The following is a 22,477-nucleotide window of genomic DNA, read 5'->3' as shown; positions in this document are numbered from 1 at the left end:
AGCGCTGGTTCAGGTGAAGTGGCAGGAGAGAAGGAGGGTGGAATCGCAGGCATAAAAAAGGCCGCTTGCGCGGCCTCAGATGATTTACAGCTTAGTGAGTCTGGTTATGTTCAACCGGATGACTGTTCGCTGATTCTTCTTTTTTCTTGCCAAAGCGGCGGCGTACTACCACAAAGAACACCGGCACAAAGAAGATTGCCAGGATGGTCGCGGTAACCATACCACCGATTACGCCTGTACCTACCGCGTTCTGCGAACCGGAGCCAGCACCGGTACTGATCGCCAGCGGCAGTACCCCGAGAATAAACGCCAGTGACGTCATCAGGATAGGACGCAGACGCATACGACACGCTTCCAGCGCAGCTTCAATCAGCCCTTTGCCCTCTTTATCCATCAAATCTTTAGCAAATTCGACAATAAGGATGGCGTTCTTGGTCGAGAGGCCGATGGTGGTCAGTAACCCGACAACAAAGTAGACGTCATTACTTAAGCCACGCAGAGTGGTAAAGAGCAGTGCACCAATGACCCCGAGCGGGACAACCAGCATAACCGAGAAGGGAATCGACCAGCTCTCGTACAGTGCGGCGAGACACAGGAAGACCACAATCAGCGAGATAGCATAGAGCGCAGGAGCCTGATTACCGGACAAGCGTTCCTGATAGGACATGCCAGTCCAGTCATAGCCGATACCGGCAGGCAGTTTCGCCGCCAGCTCTTCCATCAGATCCATTGCCGCACCCGAACTTTTACCGGGAGCTGCCTGTCCCAGGATTTCCATCGCAGGCAGGCCGTTGTAACGCTCAAGGCGCGGTGAACCATACTGCCATTTCGCTGACGAGAAGGCAGAGAAGGGCACCATGGTTCCACTGCTGTTGCGCACGAACCATTTACCAATGTCGTCCGGCAACATGCGAGAGTCCGCTTTACCCATCACGTAAACTTTTTTCACACGACCGCGGTCAATGAAGTCGTTCACGTAAGAGCCACCCCAGGAAGCCGCCAGCGTAGTGTTGATATCACTGAGTGATACGCCCAGTGCCTGCGCTTTTTCCTGATCGATCGTCAGCTTGTACTGCGGTGTATCTTCCATACCGTTCGGGCGCACGCCAACCAGCGTATCAGGATGCTGTGCAATCATACCAAATAGCTGATTACGCGCTTCCGTCAGCTTATCGTGACCCAGGTTATTCTGATCGATGAGCTCAAAATCGAAGCCAGTCGCGTTACCCAGTTCAATGATAGCGGGCAGGTTGAACGGAATGACCATCGCATCTTTGATTGCGCCCAGCGCCTTCATGGCGCGGCCAGCAATCGCCGGAACTTTCATGTCTGCGCCGGTACGCTCATCCCACGGCTTGAGACTGACGAAGGCGATACCGGTATTCTGTCCACGACCAGCAAAGCCGAAGCCGTTAACGGTGAACACCGATTTAACCGTGTCTTTCTCCTGCGTCAGGAAGTAGTCCGTCACCTGATCAAGCACTTTCTGAGTACGCTCTTGCGTTGCGCCCGCAGGCAGCTGCGCCTGAGCCAGCAGCAGACCCTGATCCTCTTCCGGTAAGAATGAAGAGGGCAGTCGCATAAACAGAAACGCCATTCCGACCACGATGACCAGATAGATCAGCATGTAGCGACCCGTACTGCGAACCATGTGGCCGACACCATCCACATAGTGACTGGTGCTTTTGTCGAATATACGGTTGAACCAGCCGAAGAAACCGGTGGTTTTCCCGTGATCGCCTTTTTTGATCGGTTTCAGCATGGTGGCACAGAGTGCCGGCGTCAGAATAAAGGCGACCAGCACCGATAGCGCCATCGCCGAAACGATAGTAATGGAGAACTGGCGATAGATAACGCCGGTCGAGCCACCAAAGAACGCCATCGGAATAAATACAGCGGCCAGTACCAGCGCGATACCGACAAGTGCGCCCTGAATCTGCTCCATTGAACGCTTCGTTGCTTCTTTTGGCGGTAATCCTTCTTCCGCCATCACGCGCTCAACGTTCTCAACCACCACGATGGCGTCATCCACCAGCAAGCCGATGGCCAGCACCATCCCGAACATCGTCAGGGTGTTTATCGAATAACCAAACGCGTTGATAACGGCAAACGTACCCAGCAGTACCACGGGCACAGCGATAGTTGGAATGAGCGTGGCGCGGAAGTTCTGCAGAAACAGATACATCACCAGGAACACCAGCACAATCGCTTCGATCAGCGTTTTCACCACTTCGAAAATCGAGATCTTAACGAAAGGTGTGGTGTCATACGGATAGACCACTTTCAATCCGGCCGGGAAGGTCGGCTGCAATTTGGCCAGTTCTTCTTTCACCGCATTGGCGGTATCCAGCGCATTCGCACCGGTGGCCAGCTTGATACCGATACCGGACGCAGGCTTGCCATTATAACGGGCAACGATTTCGTAGTTTTCTGCACCGAGTTCAATCCTTGCCACATCACGCAGACGAACCTGAGAACCATCTTCGTTCACTTTGAGCAGGATTTTGCCGAACTCATCCGTTGAGGTCAGACGGGTTTGCGCAATGATTGAGGCATTGAGCTGCTGTCCTGGCACCGGCGGCGTACCACCTAACTGACCGGCAGCGACCTGGGTGTTCTGAGTGTTCAGCGCACTGATCACATCAACCGGCGTCAGGTTGTAGTTGTTCAGCTTGTGCGGATCCATCCAGATACGCATCGCGTACTGCGCACCAAATACCTGGGTATCACCCACGCCTTTGGTACGGCTGATCGGATCTTTGATTGATGACGAAATAAAGTCAGAAATGTCATTCTGCGTCATGTTGTCATCGTCGCTGATGAAGCCCGCAACCATCAGGAAGCTACTGGACGATTTCTTAACCTGAATCCCCTGTTGCTGCACTTCCTGCGGCAGCAGCGGCGTCGCCAGCTGCAGTTTGTTCTGCACCTGAACCTGCGCGATATCTGCATCTGTACCCGACTCAAAGGAGATGGTCAGGGTCAGCGTACCGGACGAGTCGCTGCTCGAGGACATATACATCAGTCCATCGATACCGTTCATGTTTTGTTCGATAACCTGGGTCACCGAGTCCTGCAGCGTTTTAGCATCCGCACCAGGGTAGGTGGCCTGAATCTCAATCGCCGGCGGGGCAACATTGGGATATTGCTCGATCGGAAGTTTGAGAATCGACAGCGCACCGACCAGCATGATGATGATGGCAAGCACCCACGCAAAGATGGGTCGATCGATAAAGAACTTAGCCATGAATCAACGGCTCCTGTTATGACGGTGACTTGTCAGACTGCGGCTTTGAATCGGGTGCCGCTTTCGCATCGTCTGAGACTTCTTGTGGGGTCACCTGTGCGCCCGGCTTGGCACGCTGCAGACCGGTGCTGATCACACGTTCACCCGCTTTAACACCGTCAGTGACTAACCATTTGTCGCCAATCGCCTGAGAGGTGGTGACCTGACGCGCTTCAACTTTGTTATCTGCACCCACGACCATGACCGTTGCCTGACCCGTTGGGGTACGGGTTACCGCCTGTTGCGGAACCAGCAATGCATCAGGATTGGTGCCTTCATCCAGACGCGCACGAACAAACATGCCCGGTAACAGGGTATGGTTCGGGTTCGGGACAATGGCGCGCAGGGTGATAGAACCGGTGGTTTCATCAACGGTGACGTCAGAGAACTCCAGCGTACCAGGCTGTGGATAGCTGCTGCCGTTCTGCATCAGCAGTGTCACGTTGGCTTTGCCCTCGCTCTGCTTCAGCTGACCCGACTCCAGTTCTGAACGTAAGCGCATAAAATCTTCGCTCGACTGGGTGACGTCGACATACATGGGATCAAGTTGCTGCACGGTGGCCAGTGCGGTGGTTTGTGCGCTTTGTACCAGCGCACCTTCCGTTACCGACGATTTACCGATGCGGCCACTGATAGGCGAGGTGACTTTGGTGTAAGCCAGATTAATGCGGGCCGTTTCGACATTGGCTTTTGCTACCTGAACTGCAGCCTCGTTTTGCGCGGCTGTAGCAACAGCGGTGTCATAATCCTGCTGACTGATATATTTGGTGCCGAGCAGAGGTTTATAACGTTTGACGGTCAGCTGAGCGATATGTGCGTTAGCCTGCGCCTGCGTTAAATCACCTTTGGCGCTGTCATAGGCTGCCTGATAGGTAGCCGGATCGATCTGATAGAGAGACTGACCTGCTTTAACGTCGCTTCCTTCAATAAAGTTACGCTTCAGAATAATACCGGACACCTGCGGACGGACTTCAGCCACACGGTATGCCGAGGTGCGGCCTGGTAATTCAGTTGAAATCTTAAGGGGTTCCGTTTTCAGTGTAACAACACCTACGGCTGGCGGTTGCTGCTGGGCGGCTTGTTCGGATTTATTGTTGTCACATCCTGTTAACAAAAAGCTGCCTGATAGCATCAGGGCGGCCGCCAGAGGCGATAATCCTCTGATTTTTTTCATAAATAAACCTCTAGTGTCCGGTATCAATTGGTCAATGGATCACAAACTGAAAAACCCATTGCTGTGGCAAGGCGCAGGTCATGCTATGGTACATACATTCACAAATGTATGTAAACTTACCTGTTTGTAAAAAAAGCCCACTATGGCACGAAAAACCAAAGCGCAAGCACTTGAAACACGGCATCAAATTCTTGATGCCGCTATTGTTCTCTTTTCGCAGCAGGGCGTCTCAGCCACCTCACTGGCAGATATCGCCACCGCAGCCAGCGTTACGCGCGGGGCAATCTACTGGCATTTCAAAAACAAAGCCGATGTATTACACGAAATATGGCTTCGTTGTGATGCGGGTCTGGACGATGTGGAACTTGAGTATCAGACAAAATACCCTGGCGATCCACTCTCTGTGTTGCGCGCAATGCTGGTCTATATCTTTGAAGCGACTGCAAAGGATCCACAGCGACGCGCGTTGATGGAGATCATTTTCCATAAATGCGAGTTTGTGGGCGAAATGTCAGCACTGAAGAATATGCAACAAAGCTTACTGCTGGAATGCTACGATAAAATTGAAGATGTCCTGCGCCAGTGCATTGACGCCGGACAACTTCCGGGCACTCTCAGCACGCGTCAGGCTGCCCTGATTATGCGCGGTTACGTCAACGGTATGATGGAAAGCTGGCTGTTTTCGCCGGACAGTTTTGATTTAGCCGCAGACGCACCCGTTCTGACCAACGCCTTTATCGATATGCTGCGCCTCAGTCCGACGCTGACGGCGTCCTGTTAGGTCGGCTGGCTATCGCGCTTGTTCTCGAAATCGCGCTGCACCATAGCCAGTGCGGAGAGCACGGTCTCAACCGGCAATTGATGCTCTTCCAGTAGCTGAATCAGATCAACAGCCAGTTTGACGTCGTCAGGGGCGTTTTCCAGTGACATCTTGTCTCCTAAATACGTAATCGGGCCGCGACCAGCAGCATCACTACCGCGCCGACAATCGCTATGCCCAGGGCGCCAGCATGCAGCGTTGCCAGCGAGCCCAGTTCAAAATAGGCGGCGATATAGCCGCCGATCAGTGCGCCGATCATCGACAGCGTCAGGGTCGCCATCAGGCCACCGGGCCGACCCGGTATCAGCAGACGCTTTAACAGGCCCAGCAGTAGCCCGCAAATTAGCCAGCTCAGTAAACCCATGGTTCGTCTCCAGGCAGAATTGCACTCAGTATAGAAGCGCTTTTCTCACGCTGCGCTTTATTCGCTGTGCTCGCCGCCGCGCAGGGAAGCGCCCCATTCGACAGAGCGAATCGCCTGACGGCAGCGCGCCAGTCTTCCCTCTAGTGTTTCCAGATCCTGCTTCAGCTGACGCTGGACCGCCAGCGTTTCGGCCAGTGCCAGCCGCTGTTCACGCTGATCGATCATCGCCAGTAAGCGCCGTTCAAATTCACGGTACTCCTGATATTTTGAGGCGCGTGGGTTCTTAACCGGCTGTTCACGTTGGGTACGCAGCTTTTGGGTACTCGCCTCGCGTTGCAGGGCAGCAATCTGATCCACCAGGTGTTCAGCCAGCCAGGCACTGCGCGCCAGATCGTTGACGCTGTCGCACAGTCGGGCGAAATTCTGTTCCACTTCCAGCAGGTAATCTGCCAGCCGCGTGCCTTTGGTGTGAAAAAGCTGCGAGTCAAAGCGTGGCATACGGCACTCACCATCCGGATGACGCGCAATCTCCTGACGCAGGTCGATCAGAAGCTGTTGCAGGCGCTGTTGCAAAGCGATCGCACTCATCGCGTGACGTCCTGTTGTGCTAACGTAGTCGGATGAGGAAAGTGCTGGGCGGGATTCATGCAACGCATTCTGTTATTAACCCTCGGCTGGCTGGCGATTGTGCTGGGGACGCTGGGCATTGTATTACCTTTATTACCTACCACGCCATTCATGCTGCTTGCGGCCTGGTGTTTTGCGCGGTCATCGCCGCGCTTCCATCACTGGCTGCTGTGGAAATCGCCATTTGGCCGCTATTTGCGTCACTGGCAACAGCATCGCGCAATGCCGCCGGGCGCCAAAGTCCGTGCTATCTGCCTGATAGTCGCAACATTTAGTCTTTCGCTTTTCCTGGTGCATCAGCTCTGGGTACGCATCATGCTGCTGATCATGCTGGCGGCGCTGCTGCTGTTTATGTGGCGTATTCCGGTGGTGGCAGAAGCAGCGGACGCACCCAAGTCGCCGCGATAAAGTTGCATTTAGCCGGTCATTTGCTTAGATTTGGGCGTCTTCGTGCGTGGCTTCCCTTTGTGAATTGACTTCCGCTGAGCCTTTTACCAGGTATTAGCGCTTTTGAAGCTGCGCGAAACAGAATTTTTTACCAGGCGTATCATTATGACCGACACTGCGCAGCAGCTTGAATTCATTAAAAACAGCATTAAAAGTATTCCCGATTATCCTAAGCCAGGCATCCTGTTCCGCGATGTCACCAGCCTGCTGGAAGATCCCAAAGCCTATGCCGCGTCGATTGCGCTGCTGGTTGAGCGTTACCGTAATAAAGGCATCACTAAAGTGGTGGGTACGGAAGCGCGCGGTTTCCTGTTTGGTGCCCCGGTGGCATTAGGCCTCGGCGTCGGTTTTGTTCCGGTGCGTAAGCCCGGCAAACTGCCGCGTGAGGTTTACAGTGAAGCTTATGAGCTGGAATATGGCACCGATCAGCTGGAATTGCACAAAGATGCCATCCAGCCGGGCGATCTGGTGCTGGTGGTTGATGACCTGCTGGCGACCGGTGGGACCATTGAAGCGACCGTTAAACTGATCCGTCGTGCAGGCGGTGAAGTGAAAGACGCGGCTTTCATTATTAACCTGTTCGATCTGACCGGTGAATCGCGTCTCAATGCCCTGGGCGTTGAGAGTTACAGCCTGGTCAAATTCCCCGGCCACTAAGCCACTCTTTCGGCCTTGCCACCCGGCGAGGCCGTCACGCCTCTGGCGTCAAGATAACGAGTGCCAGCCAAAAGCGTAGCTGATAGACTACTGCAATCTTATACAGGGGTTGCAGAGCGTCTGCGCTCATCTTTCCATCCAACTTCGTCGAATCCACATGAGCTATCAGGTACTTGCGCGAAAATGGCGTCCCCAGGCTTTTGCTGATGTTGTCGGTCAGGAACATGTTCTGACGGCGCTGGCGAATGGATTGTCTCTGGGACGCATCCATCATGCTTATCTCTTCTCCGGCACCCGCGGCGTGGGGAAAACCACCATTGCGCGTCTGCTGGCCAAAGGCCTTAACTGCGAAACCGGTATCACCGCCACGCCCTGTGGTCAGTGTGATAACTGCCGTGAAATTGAGCAGGGCCGCTTTGTCGATCTGATCGAGATTGACGCCGCATCGCGTACCAAGGTTGAAGACACCCGCGATCTGCTCGACAACGTGCAGTACGCCCCGGCCCGTGGACGCTTCAAAGTCTATCTGATTGATGAAGTGCATATGCTGTCGCGTCACAGCTTCAATGCGCTGTTAAAGACGCTGGAAGAGCCGCCTTCACACGTTAAGTTTCTGCTGGCGACTACCGATCCGCAGAAACTGCCGGTGACGATTCTTTCGCGTTGCCTGCAGTTCCATCTCAAAGCGCTGGATGTTGATCAAATCCGCCAGCAGCTCGAGCATGTGCTGAAGCAGGAACAGATTGAGAGCGAAACCCGGGCGCTTCAGCTGCTGGCGCGCGCCGCCGATGGCAGTATGCGCGATGCGCTGAGCCTCACCGATCAGGCGATTGCCATGGGGCAGGGCGCGGTGACCAGCAACACGGTCAGCGTCATGCTCGGCACGCTGGATGATGAACAGCCGCTTGGGCTACTGGAAGCGCTGGTGGACGGTGACGGTCAGCAGGTCATGACACTGCTGAGCCAGGCGGCTTCACGCGGTGTGGAATGGGAGGCGTTGCTGGTGGAGATGCTGCGCCTGCTGCACCAGATTGCAATGGTGCAACTGCTGCCGGCTTCGCTCAGCGATGATGACGAGAGCAACGCTCTGCGACTGCGCGAACTGGCTCGCGTGGTGCCACCCGCCGATCTGCAACTCTATTATCAGACGCTGTTGATGGGCCGCAAAGATCTGCCGATTGCGCCCGATCGCCGCATGGGCGTGGAGATGACGCTGCTGCGCGCACTGGCGTTCCACCCCAAAGCGGCGGTGGCAGAACCGATTGCCCGTCCCGCGCTAACCCAGCAGATGGCACCTGTCGCGCCGGCGCAGACGGCACCGGCACCTTCCGGGCCTTCACCTGTCGCACGACACGCGGCAGCACAGCCCGCCACATCGTCACCTGCTCAGACAGCGTCACCTGTGGCGCAGCAGCCTCAGCAGCCGATGCCTGCGCCGCAACACCACGTTGCCGCTCAGCCGCAGATGGCCGCGCCCGATGCAGCTCCGCAACCCGCGCCGCCGCCGGATGCGGCACCTGAAGCGCCACTTTCAAGCTCCACCAGCCAGCTCCTCCAGGCGCGCACGCAGTTGTTGCGTCAGGGAGCGAACAAACCAAAAAAGAGTGAGCCGGCGGCGCCAGGTGCGCGGCCGGCCAACTCGGCACTGGAGCGGCTGGCTTCGGTTACCGAGCGCAGTCAGCAGCGTATCCGCGATCGCGAGCCTGCCGCGCCGGTAAAAGAGGAAGCGTACCGCTGGAAAGCCGTTAATCAGCAGGTTGAAGTGGCAGAGCCGGTCGCGACGCCGAAGGCCTTGCGTTCTGCGCTGGAGCATGAGAAAACCCCTGAGCTGGCGGCGCGACTGGCGGAAGAAGCGCAACAGCGCGATCCCTGGGCCGCAGAGATTGCGACCCTGCCGCTGCCAAAACTGGTGCAGCAGCTGGCATTAAATGCCTGGAAAGAGACCACCGAAAACGGGGTCTGCCTGCATTTACGCAGCAGTCAGCGTCATCTGAATTCACCGTCGGCGCAGCAGGTGTTATGCGATGCACTGAGTGAGCGTGCCGGGCAGAAAGTTGAACTCTCGGTCGTTGAAGACGATAATTCATCGGTGTTGACGCCACTGGAGTGGCGTCAGGCCATTTACGAAGAGAAACTGGCGCAGGCGCGTCAGTCGATCACCTGTGATACCCACATCCAGACGCTGCAGCGATTTTTCGATGCTGATCTGGATGAGGAGAGTATCCGACCTGTTTGAACACGCTGCTGCTATCGTAACGATAGCGTTGTAGCCTTAGCTGAGAGAGAAAACTATGTTTGGTGGTAAAGGCGGATTGGGCAACCTGATGAAACAGGCCCAGCAGATGCAGGACAAAATGGCCAAGGTTCAGGAAGAGATCGCCGCGATTGAAGTGACCGGCGAATCGGGTGCTGGCCTGGTAAAAGTGACCATTAACGGCGCGCACAACTGCCGTCGCGTGGAAGTCGATCCCAGCCTGCTGGAAGATGACAAAGATATGCTGGAAGATCTGATCGCTGCGGCGTTCAACGATGCGGCACGTCGCATTGATGAAACCCAGAAAGAGAAGATGGCGTCTGTCTCTTCGGGTATGCAGCTGCCACCAGGCTTTAAGATGCCGTTCTGATGCAAACCAGTCCACTGCTTGAATCATTGATGGAGTCGCTGCGCTGTCTGCCCGGCGTTGGGCCGAAATCGGCACAGCGCATGGCTTTTCAGCTGCTGCAGCGCGATCGCAGCGGTGGTATGCGCCTGGCGCAGGCGCTGACCCGGGCGATGTCGGAGATTGGTCACTGTGCTGATTGCCGGACATTCACCGAGCAGGAAATTTGCACCATCTGCGCCAATCCACGGCGTCAGCAGAATGGTCAAATCTGCGTAGTGGAAAGCCCGGCAGATATTCACGCCATTGAGCAGACCGGCCAGTTTGGCGGCCGCTACTTTGTGCTGATGGGACATCTGTCGCCGCTCGACGGCATTGGTCCGGCAGATATCGGCCTGGATCGTCTGGAACAGCGACTGGAGAGTGAAACGCTGCAGGAAGTGATCCTCGCGACCAATCCGACGGTGGAAGGCGAGGCGACTGCAAACTACATTGCGGAACTCTGTGGTCAGTATGGCGTTGACGCCAGCCGTATCGCGCACGGTGTGCCGGTGGGCGGAGAGCTGGAGATGGTCGATGGCACCACGCTGTCCCACTCGCTGGCAGGTCGACAGAAGTTTAAATTTTAATCACTTGCCGGTGTTGTGAAAGACACCGGCTTGAAAACCCCCGCGTCATCCCCACATCAACCTCAACAACGTTTGTTCAACCTGTTTTGTTGAGGTAGCAATGACCATGAAAGGACAAGAGACCCGTGGCTTTCAGTCGGAAGTAAAACAACTTCTGCACCTGATGATCCATTCTCTCTATTCAAACAAAGAGATTTTCCTGCGTGAGCTGATTTCCAATGCCTCGGATGCGGCAGACAAACTGCGTTTCCGCGCGTTGTCAGATTCCAGCCTGTATGAAGGTGACGGCGAGCTGCGCGTTCGTCTCTCTGTTGATAAGGACAACCGTACCCTCACGCTCAGCGACAATGGTATCGGTATGCGTCGCGATGAGGTCATTGAGAACCTCGGCACTATCGCCAAATCGGGCACCAAATCCTTCCTGGAATCCCTCGGCTCCGACCAGGCTAAAGACAGCCAACTGATCGGTCAGTTCGGTGTGGGCTTCTACTCTGCCTTTATCGTGGCAGATAAAGTCACCGTTCGTACCCGCGCTGCGGGCGCATCTGCCGATGAAGGTGTGTTCTGGGAATCTGCGGGCGAGGGCGAATATACCCTGGCTGAGATCGAGAAAGCCGATCGTGGTACTGAGATCACGCTGCATCTGCGCGAAGGCGAAGATGAGTTCCTGGACGCATGGCGCGTTCGCAGCATCATCAGTAAATATTCCGATCACATCGCGCTGCCGGTTGAGATCGAGAGCAAAGATGAAGAGGGCGAGGGAACTCACTGGGAGAAGATCAACAAAGCCCAGGCGCTGTGGACCCGCAACAAAGCTGAGATCAGCGACGACGAGTACAACGAGTTCTACAAACATATCGCCCATGACTACAGCGACCCGGTCGCCTGGAGCCACAATCGGGTGGAAGGTAAGCAGGAGTACACCAGCCTGCTCTACATTCCGGCGCGTGCGCCATTTGATATGTGGAACCGCGATCAGAAACATGGCCTGAAACTCTATGTGCAGCGCGTCTTTATCATGGACGATGCTGAGCAGTTTATGCCGAACTACCTGCGCTTTGTGCGTGGTCTGATTGACTCCAGTGATCTGCCGCTCAACGTCTCCCGCGAGATCCTGCAGGATAGCCGCGTGACCCAGAGCCTGCGTGCTGCGCTGACGAAGCGTACTCTGCAGATGCTGGAAAGACTGGCGAAAGATGACAACGAGAAATACCAGACCTTCTGGAATGAGTTCGGCCTGGTGCTGAAAGAGGGTCCGGCGGAAGATAACGCCAACCAGGAAACGATTGCGAAACTGCTGCGCTTCGCCACCACCCAGAGCGAAGGTTCAGCACAGACCATTTCACTGGAAGATTACGTCAGCCGCATGGTGGAAGGTCAGGAGAAGATTTACTACATCACTGCTGACAGCTATGCCGCTGCGAAGAGCAGCCCGCACCTGGAGCTGTTCCGCAAAAAAGGCATCGAGGTGCTGCTGCTCTCTGACCGCATCGACGAATGGATGATGAGCTACCTCACTGAGTTCGACGGTAAGACCTTCCAGTCGGTCAGCAAAGCGGATGAGTCGCTGAGCAAGCTGGCGGATGAAGAGACCGAAGAGCAGAAAGAAGCGGAAAAAGCGCTGGAGCCATTTGTTGAGCGTGTGAAAAATCTGCTGGGCGAACGCGTGAAAGAGGTGCGTCTGACCCATCGTCTGACCGACACGCCAGCGATTGTGACTACCGATGCCAACGAGATGACCACGCAGATGGCGAAGCTGTTTGCGGCGGCCGGACAGGAAGTGCCGGAAGTGAAGTACCTGTTTGAAATCAACCCGGATCATCCGCTGGTGAAACGTGTTGCGGATACGCAGGATGAAACACGCTTCGGTGAGTGGATTGAGCTGCTGCTGGATCAGGCGTTGCTGGCAGAGCGCGGTACGCTGGACGATCCAAACCAGTTTATCCGTCGCATGAACCAGCTGCTGACGGCATAACGGCTAAAGGCCGGTGATTATCACCGGCTTTTTTTATGGCTGTGCGGCCTCCTGCAGCCAGTCACGAAACACACGGATCTCTGTATCCTGACGACGGCTCTGCTTCGTCATCATCCAGGTCGCACGCTCCACGGGAACAAAGCCCAGCGGGGCGATCAGCGTGCCATCTTCCAGCTCTTTGCGAACCAGCAAACGCGGTGCCATCAGAACACCCAGACCACTTCGTGCGGCCTGAATGCCCAGCGACAGCGTCTCAAAATGTTTACCGCTATTAAAGCGACCCCTGACTCCGGTCTGGACCGCCCACTCTGACCAGGCGTGCCGTCGGGTATCTGCATGGAGCAGAGGCAGTGCTACCAGATCCTCTCCGACCCGCAGTTGCGTGGCAAAATGCGGTGCGCAAAGCGGTCCAATCTCATCCTCGCTGACCAGCGTGGCGTCTAAATCGGGTTCAGGTGGATCGCCATGGCTGAGGATCAGTACATCCACATGTTCGCTGCGCAGTTGCGCGATCTCAGCGAGCGGCAGAAAGTGAACTTCAATCTCCGGATAGCGTTGGTAAAAGCTGGCGATTCGGGGGATCAGCCATTGTGACAAAAAGCTGGGAGCACAGGAGACGCGGATTTGCTGAAGCAGGCCGGTGCGAATAGTCTCGCAGCTGCTGCGTAACTCACTGAATGCCTGCTGACAGCTCAGAAGCAGCCGGTCGCCGTGTGCGGTCAGTTTCACGCGGCCATGACTACGGACAAACAGCGGCTTACCCATCCAGCTCTCCAGCTGGCGAATCTGATGGCTGATGGCGCTGTGGGTCACATGCAGATGTTCAGCCGCCACACTAAAGCTGCTGTGTAAGGCTGCCTGGTGAAAATAGTGCAGCGCTCTGAGTGGTGGCAGTCCGTTCATCCCTATCTCCTGTGCAGAAACCTAACAGGGATTGTTAATTTATATCATTTTAAAGTCCAGCCGCATTGACCTACTCTGTAAAGCAAATTCTGGCGGGTTGACTCAGCCTTATATCTGTGTTTTTTTTCAGCGATATTCCGCCTCGCTTAACCTGCGCTCACGCCGCACACTCCATGAAGCGAGACAACCATGGCTCACAGCCCTTTATCCTCTGAAACGTCAGCAGAGGCGCGCCATCGGTTACGCCTGGCGCTCTCACGCTTTTACCGGCTGGAGCAATTCGATCTCTTCTTCGCGCCCTCACTGCATGTAGCGCAGGTCCTGCTTTCTCAGCTTTTTCTGCGTCAGGAGCAGGCACGTAATCAGCAGCGCTACGCCTCGCGTTATCCGATCACCGAACTTAGTAACCTGCCAGCGGTTCCGCTGATAGCAGGCAGCATTATGCTGGTTCCTCATATCGAATTGCCGAATGGCCGCGTGCGTCCCTTACAGGATTGCCAGAATCAGGGCGTGACTGAGGCGAGCGAGAGCTTCGCCAGCGTGCTGCATCAAAGACTGATCGATGAATCCCATTTGTTTGTTACCCGGCTGGATCGCCACGCTGAGATCTGCAGCGATCTGGTGCTCGTAGCGTTGCGGACCCATGACTTCAGTACGCTGGTGCGCAGCGAACTGCGGCTATTTGAACAGGGACTGACTCTTAACGCCACGTACGAGGCGCTGCGCCGCTTCGACGATCCGCTGTGGCGCCCCTACAATGCTGCCACCGTCGATGCGCTTTCCCTGTCATCCCCGCTGCCGCTGAACTCCTGTCATCAGCCTGGTTTGCCGTTCGCCAGCTTTAATGTTCCGGCCTCGCTGATCTCTGCGCTGTCAGATGCGGACGATGTGGTGAAATGGCCGCAGCTGGCGAGGCTGCAGCTGAATGCTAACGTGCGGGGCAGCGGCAAAAAAAGCGTGAATATGACGCATCATCTGAGTCGGCGACTGCAATTTCTGCTCAGCGCAGGTGGTAAATCTGAAAAAGCGTCAGTCAGGCCGGGCGGGTCGGGGTCAGGGCCAGAAAGCCGCTAAAGTCACCCTGCGCGATCCGCGCCCTTCCTTGTGATGAGCGGGTCATAATGGTATGTTCTTCCGCTTCTAAGATAGATCAATGCGATTCGCAAGGGGATTTACGCAATGCGTATTATTCTGCTCGGAGCTCCGGGCGCAGGTAAGGGGACTCAGGCCCAATTCATCATGGAGAAGTACGGTATTCCGCAAATCTCCACCGGCGACATGTTGCGTGCAGCAGTAAAAGCAGGCAGCGAGCTGGGCAACCAGGCGAAAGCCATTATGGATGCTGGCAAACTGGTGACCGATGAGCTGGTGATTGCGCTGGTCAAAGAGCGTATCACTCAGGAAGACTGCAAAAACGGTTTCCTGCTGGACGGTTTCCCGCGCACCATTCCTCAGGCAGATGCAATGAAAGAGGCCGGGATCAAGGTTGATCACGTGCTGGAGTTTGCCGTACCGGACGAACTGATTGTTGAACGCATCGTGGGCCGTCGTGTTCACACCCCATCTGGCCGCGTTTATCACGTCACCTTTAATCCACCGAAAGTGGAAGGCAAAGATGATCTGACCGGCGAAGAGCTGACCACGCGTAAAGACGATCAGGAAGAGACCGTGCGTAAGCGCCTGGTGGAATACCATCAGATGACCGCGCCACTGATTGCTTACTACAGCAAAGAAGCGGAAGCGGGCAACACCGCCTATCACAAAATCGACGGGACCCGTAAGGTGACCGAAGTGAGTGCTGAGCTGGCTAAGATCCTCGGCTAAGCTCAACGGGGCCGGTATTACTGGCCCCTTTTGCAGTAATCGATTTTACCTCCCACTAATTCCGCTACAATTTCCCCGTTTTCACGCATCCCCGCTGTCATCAAGGAACTCCAATGAGGCAAGATAAGCCCGGCGTGTTATTGGTAAATTTAGGTACGCCAGACGCCCCAACCACACCTGCAGTTAAACGCTATCTGAAACAATTTTTAGGCGATCCGCGCGTGGTTGATGCGCCGCGCTGGCTCTGGTGGCCGGTTCTCAATGCTGTCATTCTGCCGTTTCGCTCGCCACGCGTCTCTAAACTCTACGCATCGGTCTGGATGGAAGGGGGATCACCGCTACTGGTTTACAGCATGCGTCAGCGCGATGCCCTGGCGGCCCGTGTTGATATGCCCGTCGAGCTGGGCATGAGCTATGGTAACCCGAGCCTGAAAAGTGCAGTCGATAAGCTGATGGCGCAGGGCGTGACCCGCCTGATTGTGCTGCCACTCTACCCGCAATTCTCCTGCTCCACTGTGGCCTCAGTGTGGGATGGTCTGACCGCCGTATTCAAAGATTACCGTTCGCTGCCTGACGTGCAGTTTATTCGCGACTATGCCGAGCATCCGGCCTATATCGCCGCGCTGAAAGCGACGGTGGAGCGCTCATTTGAGCGGCACGGTCAGCCCGATCTGCTGGTGTTATCGTTCCACGGCATTCCGCAGCGTTTTGCCAACGAAGGCGATGACTACCCGCAGCGCTGTGCGGATACCACTGCGGCCCTGGTTAAAGCACTGGGTCTGCGTGACGGTCAGTACATGATGACCTTCCAGTCACGTTTTGGTCGTGAACCCTGGCTGATGCCTTACACCGACAAAACCATGGAAAGCCTGCCCGCCAAAGGGATCAGGCATGTTCAGGTGATGAGTCCGGGCTTCTCCTCTGACTGTCTGGAGACGCTTGAGGAGATCAGTGGCGAAAACGGCGAGATCTTCATGCATGCCGGTGGTGAGAAGTTTGAGTATATCCCTGCGCTGAACGCCGATGAGGCGCATATCGACATGATGGCGCAACTGGTCGACGCACGCCGTTAAAGCGCAGGCGGAGAGTGTGATATCATTCTCCGCCTGTTTTTCCAGACGGCACCTCCCGATGAAATTTCCCGGCAAACGCAAATCCAAACACTACTTTCCCGTCAGCGCACGCGATCCCCTGTTACAACCCGCACAACACGACGTTGATGCCGGCAGCTGGGTGGTGGGTATCGACCAGACGCTGGTGGATATCGAAGCAAAAGTCGATGACGCTTTTCTTGAGCGCTACGGCCTGAGTGCCGGGCACTCGCTGGTCATCGATAATGCCGTCGCGGAAGCGCTCTATAACGAGCTGATGCGCGAAGCGCTGATCACCCATCAGTTTGCCGGTGGCACCATCGGTAACACGCTGCATAACTTCTCGGTACTGGCTGATGACCGCTCGGTGCTGCTGGGTGTTATGTGCAATAACATCCAGATTGGCGGCTACGCCTATCGTTATCTCTGTAACACGTCAAGCCGGGTCGATCTCAACTATCTGCAGGGTGTCGATGGCGCTATTGGCCGCTGCTTTACGCTGATTGGTGAACATGGCGAGCGAACGTTTGCTATCAGCCCAGGCCAGATGAACCAGTTACATCCGGATAACGTGCCGGAAGAGGTGATTGCCGGTGCCTCTGCCCTGGTACTGACCTCTTACCTGGTGCGCTGCGCCGAAGGTGAGCCGATGCCGCAGGCGACGTTACGGGCGATTGAGTATGCCAAACGTCACAACGTGCCGGTGGTGCTGACGCTGGGCACCAAGCATGTGATTGGCGATAATCCTGAGTTCTGGCGGGACTTCCTGCGTGATCATGTCAGCATTGTGGCCATGAATGAAGAGGAAGCGCTGGCGCTGACCGGCGAAGCCGATCCACTGCTCGCTTCCAATATGGCGCTGGATTGGGTGGATCTGGTGCTCTGCACCGCCGGCCCGATTGGGCTTTACATGGCGGGCTACACCGAAGACGAGTTCAAACGTAAAACCAATCATCCGCTGTTGCCGGGTGCGATTGCTGAGTTCAACCAGTACGAGTTCAGCCGCGTAATGCGCCAGCAGGATTGCCAGCAGCCGCTGCGTGTTTTCTCGCACATCGCGCCTTATATGGGCGGACCGGAAAAGATCATGAACACCAACGGTGCCGGTGATGGGGCGCTGGCGGCGTTACTGCATGACATCACCGCCAATAACTATCACAGCCTGAATGTGCCTAACTCCAGCAAACATGCGCGTCCGTATCTGACCTATTCGTCGCTGGCGCAGGTGTGTAAATATGCCAACCGTGTCAGCTATCAGGTGCTGAATCAGCATTCGCCGCGTTTAACCCGCGGCCTGCCGGAGCGGGAAGACAGTCTGGAAGAGTCTTACTGGGATCGGTAAAGCGGGTCGCCACAGGGCGGCAGACAGTTTGCAAACTTAAATGAGGGTGAATCTGACAGCAATGGATTAATTCAACGCGCAGGGAACAGGGTCAGAAGAGGAAAGCGTCCCGCGCCAGGACGGCGCGGGCCGAGCATGTCATGGATGACGGCTTTTGCGTCTTTCCGATCTGAACCTGTTCCCTGTGCCGTCTCGGTATCACAGCTATACGGGCCAGACTTAATCAGCGCACTACGTCGCAGGCCTGTAAATCCTCGCCCTGCGTCATCTCATCCTGCAGAATTTGCAGCATACTGCTGGCAATCTCACGCTCACCCATCACCACGCGAGTGGCGCCACGTTCCATGATGTACTCCACTTCATCGTCATAGTGAGCGCGGGCGATAATCTCGATATTCTGATGTTTTTCACGCGCGGCGGTGACCACTTCTCCCGCCTCATATCCATTCGGGATGGTCAGCAACAGCCAGCGGGCGCAGTCGAGTCGGGCCAGTTCCATGGTGTCCGCGCGAGCCGCATTTCCCAGCACGGCTTTGATGCCTTGCTCGCGCAGTGCTTCAACACGCGTGCGGGAATTCTCAACCACCACCAGCGGAACATTGGCTTCAAGCAGCTTCTGGCCAATCAGGCTGCCAACACGGCCATAACCCACAATCACGGCGTGATTGCAGAAATCGACCGGGATCTGCTTCTCTTCTTCAATTGCTTCTTCCAGCGTCTGCTCTTCCATCGTCTCCGTTTTCGCCAGGAAACGCTCAAGCAGGGTAAACAGAATCGGGTTAAGCATAATCGACAGGATGGCGGCGGCCAGCACCAGATTGCGGCCCTCATCATTCAGCAGCCCAAGTGAGATACCCAGGCCGGCCAGAATAAAGGCGAACTCACCAATCTGCGCCAGGCTGACCGAAATGGTCAGAGCCGTACGACGCGAATGGCCAAGCAGCGACACCAGCAGCCAGGCAGCGACTGACTTACCCACCACAATAATGACCAGCGCGCCCAGCACCGCCAGCGGCTGCGTGACCAGAATCGACGGGTCAAACAGCATGCCGACCGACACAAAGAACAGTACGGCAAACGCATCGCGCAGTGGAAGGGTATCGCGCGCAGCGCGGTGGCTCAGTTCCGACTCGTTCAGCACCATACCGGCGAAGAAAGCGCCCAGCGCAAACGACACATCAAAGAATTCAACCGCACCAAAGGCGATGCCCAGTGCCAGTGCTAACACCGCCAGTGTAAACAGCTCGCGTGAGCCAGTGGCGGCGCTGCGGGCGAGAATCCAGGGCACAGCACGGCGTCCCACCACCATCATCAGCACCATAAAGGCGGCGACTTTGCCAATCGTCCACAGCAGGTCCCAGACCAGCAGTCCGGCGCTGGCGTTACCCTGTTCCATCATGCCGGCAATCGCAGGCAGCAGCACCAGCGTCAGTACCATCACCAGATCTTCAACGATCAACCAGCCAATCGCTATCTGTCCACGCTGGCTGTCGATCAGCTGTCGCTCCTCTAACGCGCGCAGTAACACCACGGTACTGGCGGTAGAGAGGCACAGACCAAACACCAGGCCCGTCATCCATGACCATCCCATCGTCCACGATAATCCCATTCCCAGTAACGTCGCGACCGCGATCTGTGCGATGGCACCGGGAATGGCGATCGACTTTACCGACATCAGATCTTTCATCGAGAAGTGCAGGCCGACACCAAACATCAGCAGGATAACGCCGAGTTCTGCCAGTTCAGGGGCCAGATTCGTATCTGCAACAAAGCCGGGAGTAAAGGGACCGGCCAGCACGCCAGCTATCAGGTAGCCGACCAGGGGAGAAATTCGCAGGCGATTTGCCAGCATCCCAAGGAGAAATGCCAGAACCAGTGCTCCGACAATGGTAGTGATCAGCGGTGTGGTGTGATGCATGCCTGTCTCCTTGTATACAAATGTGTCCGCTTGTAACAAATGAGTTTAAAACAAAATCTATTCTTTCGCTGAGCAATTTGCGGGAATACCTTAAAAAACCATGAAAAAAAGTCAAATGTACAATTTAGCAGGTGTTTTTACTCATTATCCGCAATATTCACTGATTTGACGCTTCAGACCGGGGGAAGATAAATAAATATCAGATGCAGTAAATGATGCCGTTCTGGCGTAAAAAAGAGATAAATGTGTGTGCAGAGCAGTTAAATTCTGTCAGCGGCACTTTTACAGCAGTCAGCAGGGAGGTCAGCAATAGCGTTTACTGCCAGTATCTGCACCCTCCACCAATAACCGGACAGGGTCACTGGTAAAGCGCGTTATCGCACTAACGCCGCTTTGCAGGGCTGTCCTGCTCATCAAAGGCGGATCAGAAATAAAAGAACAGGGCGTGTCAGGCAGATGAATGTGCATTGGCCTTGAGTTCGCCGGGGGAATGTGCGACACAGTGGGGCAAAGCGGCAGAAAGTCGGGCCAGACGATAAATTAAGGAGAGTCACAGTGTTGTTATCTAAATGGACAGGGGTGGGCATGGCACTGCTGGTGGCCGTGATGCCGCTGTTTTCACAGGCCGCCCAGGCCGATCGCACCTATCGTTTCAGTCTGCTGCACACCAACGATGAGCACGGTCATTTCTGGTTTAATGAACAGGGTGAGTATGGCCTGGCCGCGCAGAAAACCCTGATGGATACCATGCGCTACGATGTTCAGTCCCGCGGCGGCGGCGCATTGATCCTCTCTGCCGGTGATGTGAACACGGGCGTGCCGGAGTCCGATGAGCTGGACGCTGAACCCGATTTCCGCGCGATGAATCTCATTGGCTATGATGCGATGGCGCTGGGCAACCATGAATTTGACAAGCCGATCGCGGTCCTGCGTAAGCAGGAACAGTGGGCGAGATTCCCGCTACTGGCCGCCAACGTGTATAAAAAAAGCACCGGTCAGCGCCTGTTCAAACCCTGGGCGGTATTCAACCGTCTCGGATTAAAGATCGCGGTGGTCGGGCTTATCACCCCGGACACGGCGAAACTGGCTAATCCGGCCGGACTGACAGATACCGAGTTCCGCGATCCGGTCGCTGAAACGGTGAAAGCGGTGGCTGAATTGCGCGCCACCGAGAAGCCGGACGTGATTGTCGCGCTGACCCATCTGGGCCACTATGACGACGGTAAACACGGCAGCAACGGCATAGGTGATGTCACGCTGGCGCGCAGCCTGCCTGCCGGAACGATCGACCTGATTGTCGGCGGTCATTCGCATGATGCGGTCTGCATGGAAAAAGAGAACGTCAGCGTAAAAAATTATCAGCCAGGCCAGCCGTGTGAGCCGGATAAGCAAAATGGTATCTGGATTATGCAGGCTGACAAGTGGGGCAAATATGTCGGCCGCGGCGACTTCACCTTCCGTAATGGTCAGGTGACGCTGGAGGCTTATCAGCTGGTGCCGGTTAACCTCAAACATAAGATAAAGAATGCAGATGGCAGCGAAACCTGGCTGACCTGGCAGGAAGAGATCCCGAAAAACACCGCCATGATGAAGTTGCTGATGCCGTTCCAGAAACGTGCAGAGGCGAAGTTAATCGTGAATGTTGGCAGCGCTGACGGCAATTTCAGTGGTGAAAAAGAGCAGGTTCGCTTTGAGCAGACGAATCTGGGCCAGCTGATTCTGCGCGCCCAGATGGCGTTCACCAAAGCCGATTTTGCGGTGATGAGCGGTGGCGGTATTCGTACCTCACTGAAAGCAGGCAAGCTGAACTGGCGTGACCTGTTGCAGGTTCAGCCCTTTGGCAATCAGGTGGTTTCGGTCACCCTCACCGGTGCGGAGATCAAAAAATATCTGGATGTCGTTGCTAATATTCAGCCTGATTCAGGCGGCTACGCGCAGTTTGCCGGCATCAGCCTGACCACCGACGGTAAGCAGGTCAGCAACGTCAGCATTAACGGTAAACCGCTGCAGGACACGCAGATTTATCGCATGGCGACCAACAGCTTCAATGCGGCGGGTGGCGACGGTTACCCGCGTCTGGATAATCATGCCGGGTATGTCAACAGCGGAGCTGTGGATGCGCAGGTGCTGCGTGACTTCATTAAGGCGCATTCGCCGGTGAAAGCCAGCGACTATCAGCCGAAAGAGCAGATTGTGCACCTGACGGATGAGCAGATTCGGGCACGGGATGAAGCAGCGGAAAAAGCGCGGAAGCGTAACTATCCAAAAATGATTCTGGCGTGGATCTGGCCGTGGGGGAACCAGACAGCCCGTACGCATTGAGCTTAACGGGAGGCGCTTGCGCCTCCCTTTTTTCTTACGCCTGGCAGGAGTGACGTCTAATCCAGCGCTCGCGCAGTTTGTCCCATACCCAGTTGTAGGCCATGGTGTAGGGCAGGAAGAAGAGGAAAAAGGCCACTTCTACCAGGAAAGCCTGACCCAGAGAAATATCCAGCATCCAGGCGGCAATCGGCAGACCAATCAGGATAAATCCGCCTTCAAATCCCACTGCATGTAACACACGCACGCCGGGTCCGCGTTTCTGGCCCGGCGCATAGAGCCTGTCAAATCCGCTGTTATAAATCATGTTCCATAGCATCGCGACCGTTGAGAGCATAATCGCCAGCGATCCCATCTGAAACAGCGGCTTATCCATCACCCATGCCGCCAGCGGCGAAACGGTCAGAATCGCCAGCGTTTCAAAGCAGACAGCATGAAGAATACGTTCTTTAATTGAGCGGGTACGCATTGTTAATTCTCCTTGAATAATGCGGCGCATTT

General features: G+C 55.6%; 20 protein-coding genes and 1 other annotated feature. Of the genes, 12 read left to right on the top strand and 8 right to left on the bottom strand.

What is annotated here, in order from left to right:
* Positions 1–91 precede the first annotated feature (91 nt).
* Complete coding sequence (locus EE896_RS14575; RefSeq protein ID WP_003850443.1) at positions 92–3,247, bottom strand: multidrug efflux RND transporter permease subunit AcrB; 3,156 nt, start codon at positions 3,245–3,247, stop codon at positions 92–94.
* A 16-nt stretch (positions 3,248–3,263) separates the two neighbouring features.
* Positions 3,264–4,460, bottom strand: a complete 1,197-nt coding sequence (locus EE896_RS14570) for an efflux RND transporter periplasmic adaptor subunit (protein ID WP_140916008.1) — start codon at positions 4,458–4,460, stop codon at positions 3,264–3,266.
* Positions 4,461–4,602: 142 nt separating this feature from the next.
* On the opposite strand from EE896_RS14570, the gene acrR reads away from it, so the two are divergent.
* Positions 4,603–5,241, top strand: coding sequence for a multidrug efflux transporter transcriptional repressor AcrR (gene acrR, locus EE896_RS14565; protein WP_003850439.1), 639 nt, complete (start codon positions 4,603–4,605; stop codon positions 5,239–5,241).
* Here the strand turns inward: acrR and rsmS are convergent.
* The 3 genes from rsmS to priC are packed head-to-tail and all read right to left on the bottom strand — an operon-like array spanning position 5,238 to position 6,232.
* Positions 5,238–5,390 (bottom strand): pleiotropic regulatory protein RsmS, encoded by a 153-nt coding sequence (gene rsmS, locus EE896_RS14560; RefSeq protein ID WP_003850436.1) that lies wholly within the window; start codon positions 5,388–5,390, stop codon positions 5,238–5,240. The genes acrR and rsmS overlap by 4 nt on opposite strands.
* An 8-nt stretch (positions 5,391–5,398) precedes the next feature.
* Positions 5,399–5,644 (bottom strand): GlsB/YeaQ/YmgE family stress response membrane protein, encoded by a 246-nt coding sequence (locus EE896_RS14555; protein WP_003850434.1) that lies wholly within the window; start codon positions 5,642–5,644, stop codon positions 5,399–5,401.
* 57 nt (positions 5,645–5,701) lie between these two features.
* Positions 5,702–6,232 (bottom strand): primosomal replication protein PriC, encoded by a 531-nt coding sequence (gene priC / locus EE896_RS14550; RefSeq protein WP_003850432.1) that lies wholly within the window; start codon positions 6,230–6,232, stop codon positions 5,702–5,704.
* 57 nt (positions 6,233–6,289) lie between these two features.
* On the opposite strand from priC, the gene EE896_RS14545 reads away from it, so the two are divergent.
* From EE896_RS14545 to htpG, 6 genes are all read left to right on the top strand, one after another.
* Positions 6,290–6,679 (top strand): DUF454 family protein, encoded by a 390-nt coding sequence (locus tag EE896_RS14545; RefSeq protein ID WP_003850431.1) that lies wholly within the window; start codon positions 6,290–6,292, stop codon positions 6,677–6,679.
* A 144-nt stretch (positions 6,680–6,823) separates the two neighbouring features.
* Positions 6,824–7,375, top strand: a complete 552-nt coding sequence (gene apt, locus EE896_RS14540; RefSeq protein ID WP_008924915.1) for an adenine phosphoribosyltransferase — start codon at positions 6,824–6,826, stop codon at positions 7,373–7,375.
* A 157-nt stretch (positions 7,376–7,532) separates the two neighbouring features.
* On the top strand, positions 7,533–9,611 hold the full coding sequence (dnaX, locus tag EE896_RS14535; protein ID WP_039659093.1) for a DNA polymerase III subunit gamma/tau: 2,079 nt from the start codon (positions 7,533–7,535) through the stop codon (positions 9,609–9,611).
* Positions 8,953–9,014: a sequence feature (DnaX frameshifting element), on the top strand. Its footprint overlaps the gene before it by 62 nt.
* 55 nt (positions 9,612–9,666) lie before the next feature.
* The gene (locus tag EE896_RS14530) at positions 9,667–9,999 is read left to right on the top strand and encodes a YbaB/EbfC family nucleoid-associated protein (protein ID WP_003850423.1); all 333 of its coding nucleotides are present in this window, start codon (positions 9,667–9,669) and stop codon (positions 9,997–9,999) included.
* Positions 9,999–10,604, top strand: a complete 606-nt coding sequence (gene recR, locus EE896_RS14525; protein ID WP_003850420.1) for a recombination mediator RecR — start codon at positions 9,999–10,001, stop codon at positions 10,602–10,604. The genes EE896_RS14530 and recR overlap by 1 nt, the downstream gene beginning before the upstream one ends.
* Positions 10,605–10,704: 100 nt before the next feature.
* Positions 10,705–12,579, top strand: a complete 1,875-nt coding sequence (htpG, locus tag EE896_RS14520) for a molecular chaperone HtpG (protein WP_003850418.1) — start codon at positions 10,705–10,707, stop codon at positions 12,577–12,579.
* Between the two features lie 33 nt (positions 12,580–12,612).
* On the opposite strand, the gene EE896_RS14515 is transcribed toward htpG, so the two are convergent.
* Positions 12,613–13,482, bottom strand: a complete 870-nt coding sequence (locus EE896_RS14515; RefSeq protein ID WP_003850416.1) for a LysR substrate-binding domain-containing protein — start codon at positions 13,480–13,482, stop codon at positions 12,613–12,615.
* Between the two features lie 189 nt (positions 13,483–13,671).
* On the opposite strand from EE896_RS14515, the gene EE896_RS14510 reads away from it, so the two are divergent.
* The 4 genes from EE896_RS14510 (at position 13,672) to EE896_RS14495 (ending at position 17,739) form a co-directional block, all read left to right on the top strand.
* On the top strand, positions 13,672–14,556 hold the full coding sequence (locus EE896_RS14510) for a DUF6024 family protein (protein ID WP_003850414.1): 885 nt from the start codon (positions 13,672–13,674) through the stop codon (positions 14,554–14,556).
* A 105-nt stretch (positions 14,557–14,661) separates the two neighbouring features.
* On the top strand, positions 14,662–15,306 hold the full coding sequence (gene adk, locus EE896_RS14505; RefSeq protein WP_003850412.1) for an adenylate kinase: 645 nt from the start codon (positions 14,662–14,664) through the stop codon (positions 15,304–15,306).
* Between the two features lie 113 nt (positions 15,307–15,419).
* Positions 15,420–16,379 (top strand): ferrochelatase, encoded by a 960-nt coding sequence (hemH, locus tag EE896_RS14500; RefSeq protein WP_003850410.1) that lies wholly within the window; start codon positions 15,420–15,422, stop codon positions 16,377–16,379.
* 58 nt (positions 16,380–16,437) lie between these two features.
* Entirely contained in the window at positions 16,438–17,739 is a 1,302-nt protein-coding gene (locus EE896_RS14495; protein ID WP_003850408.1) for an inosine/guanosine kinase, read from the top strand.
* A gap of 223 nt (positions 17,740–17,962) precedes the next feature.
* Here the strand turns inward: EE896_RS14495 and ybaL are convergent, their stop codons facing one another.
* Positions 17,963–19,657, bottom strand: coding sequence for a YbaL family putative K(+) efflux transporter (gene ybaL, locus EE896_RS14490; protein ID WP_003849412.1), 1,695 nt, complete (start codon positions 19,655–19,657; stop codon positions 17,963–17,965).
* A gap of 585 nt (positions 19,658–20,242) precedes the next feature.
* Here ybaL and ushA point away from each other — a divergent pair.
* Positions 20,243–21,979 carry a bifunctional UDP-sugar hydrolase/5'-nucleotidase UshA gene (gene ushA / locus EE896_RS14485; protein WP_373681463.1) on the top strand — a complete coding sequence of 579 codons (1,737 nt, stop codon included), beginning with the start codon at positions 20,243–20,245 and terminating at the stop codon, positions 21,977–21,979.
* Positions 21,980–22,013: 34 nt separating this feature from the next.
* Here the strand turns inward: ushA and EE896_RS14480 are convergent, their stop codons facing one another.
* Positions 22,014–22,445, bottom strand: coding sequence for a multidrug/biocide efflux PACE transporter (locus tag EE896_RS14480; protein ID WP_140916006.1), 432 nt, complete (start codon positions 22,443–22,445; stop codon positions 22,014–22,016).
* Positions 22,446–22,477: the final 32 nt, after the last annotated feature.

Source organism: Pantoea eucalypti (assembly GCF_009646115.1).
In the GTDB taxonomy this organism is placed as follows: Bacteria; Pseudomonadota; Gammaproteobacteria; order Enterobacterales; family Enterobacteriaceae; genus Pantoea; species Pantoea eucalypti.
The sequence above is the reverse complement of the archived record's forward strand: the minus strand, read 5'-3'. Positions and strand labels throughout refer to the sequence as shown.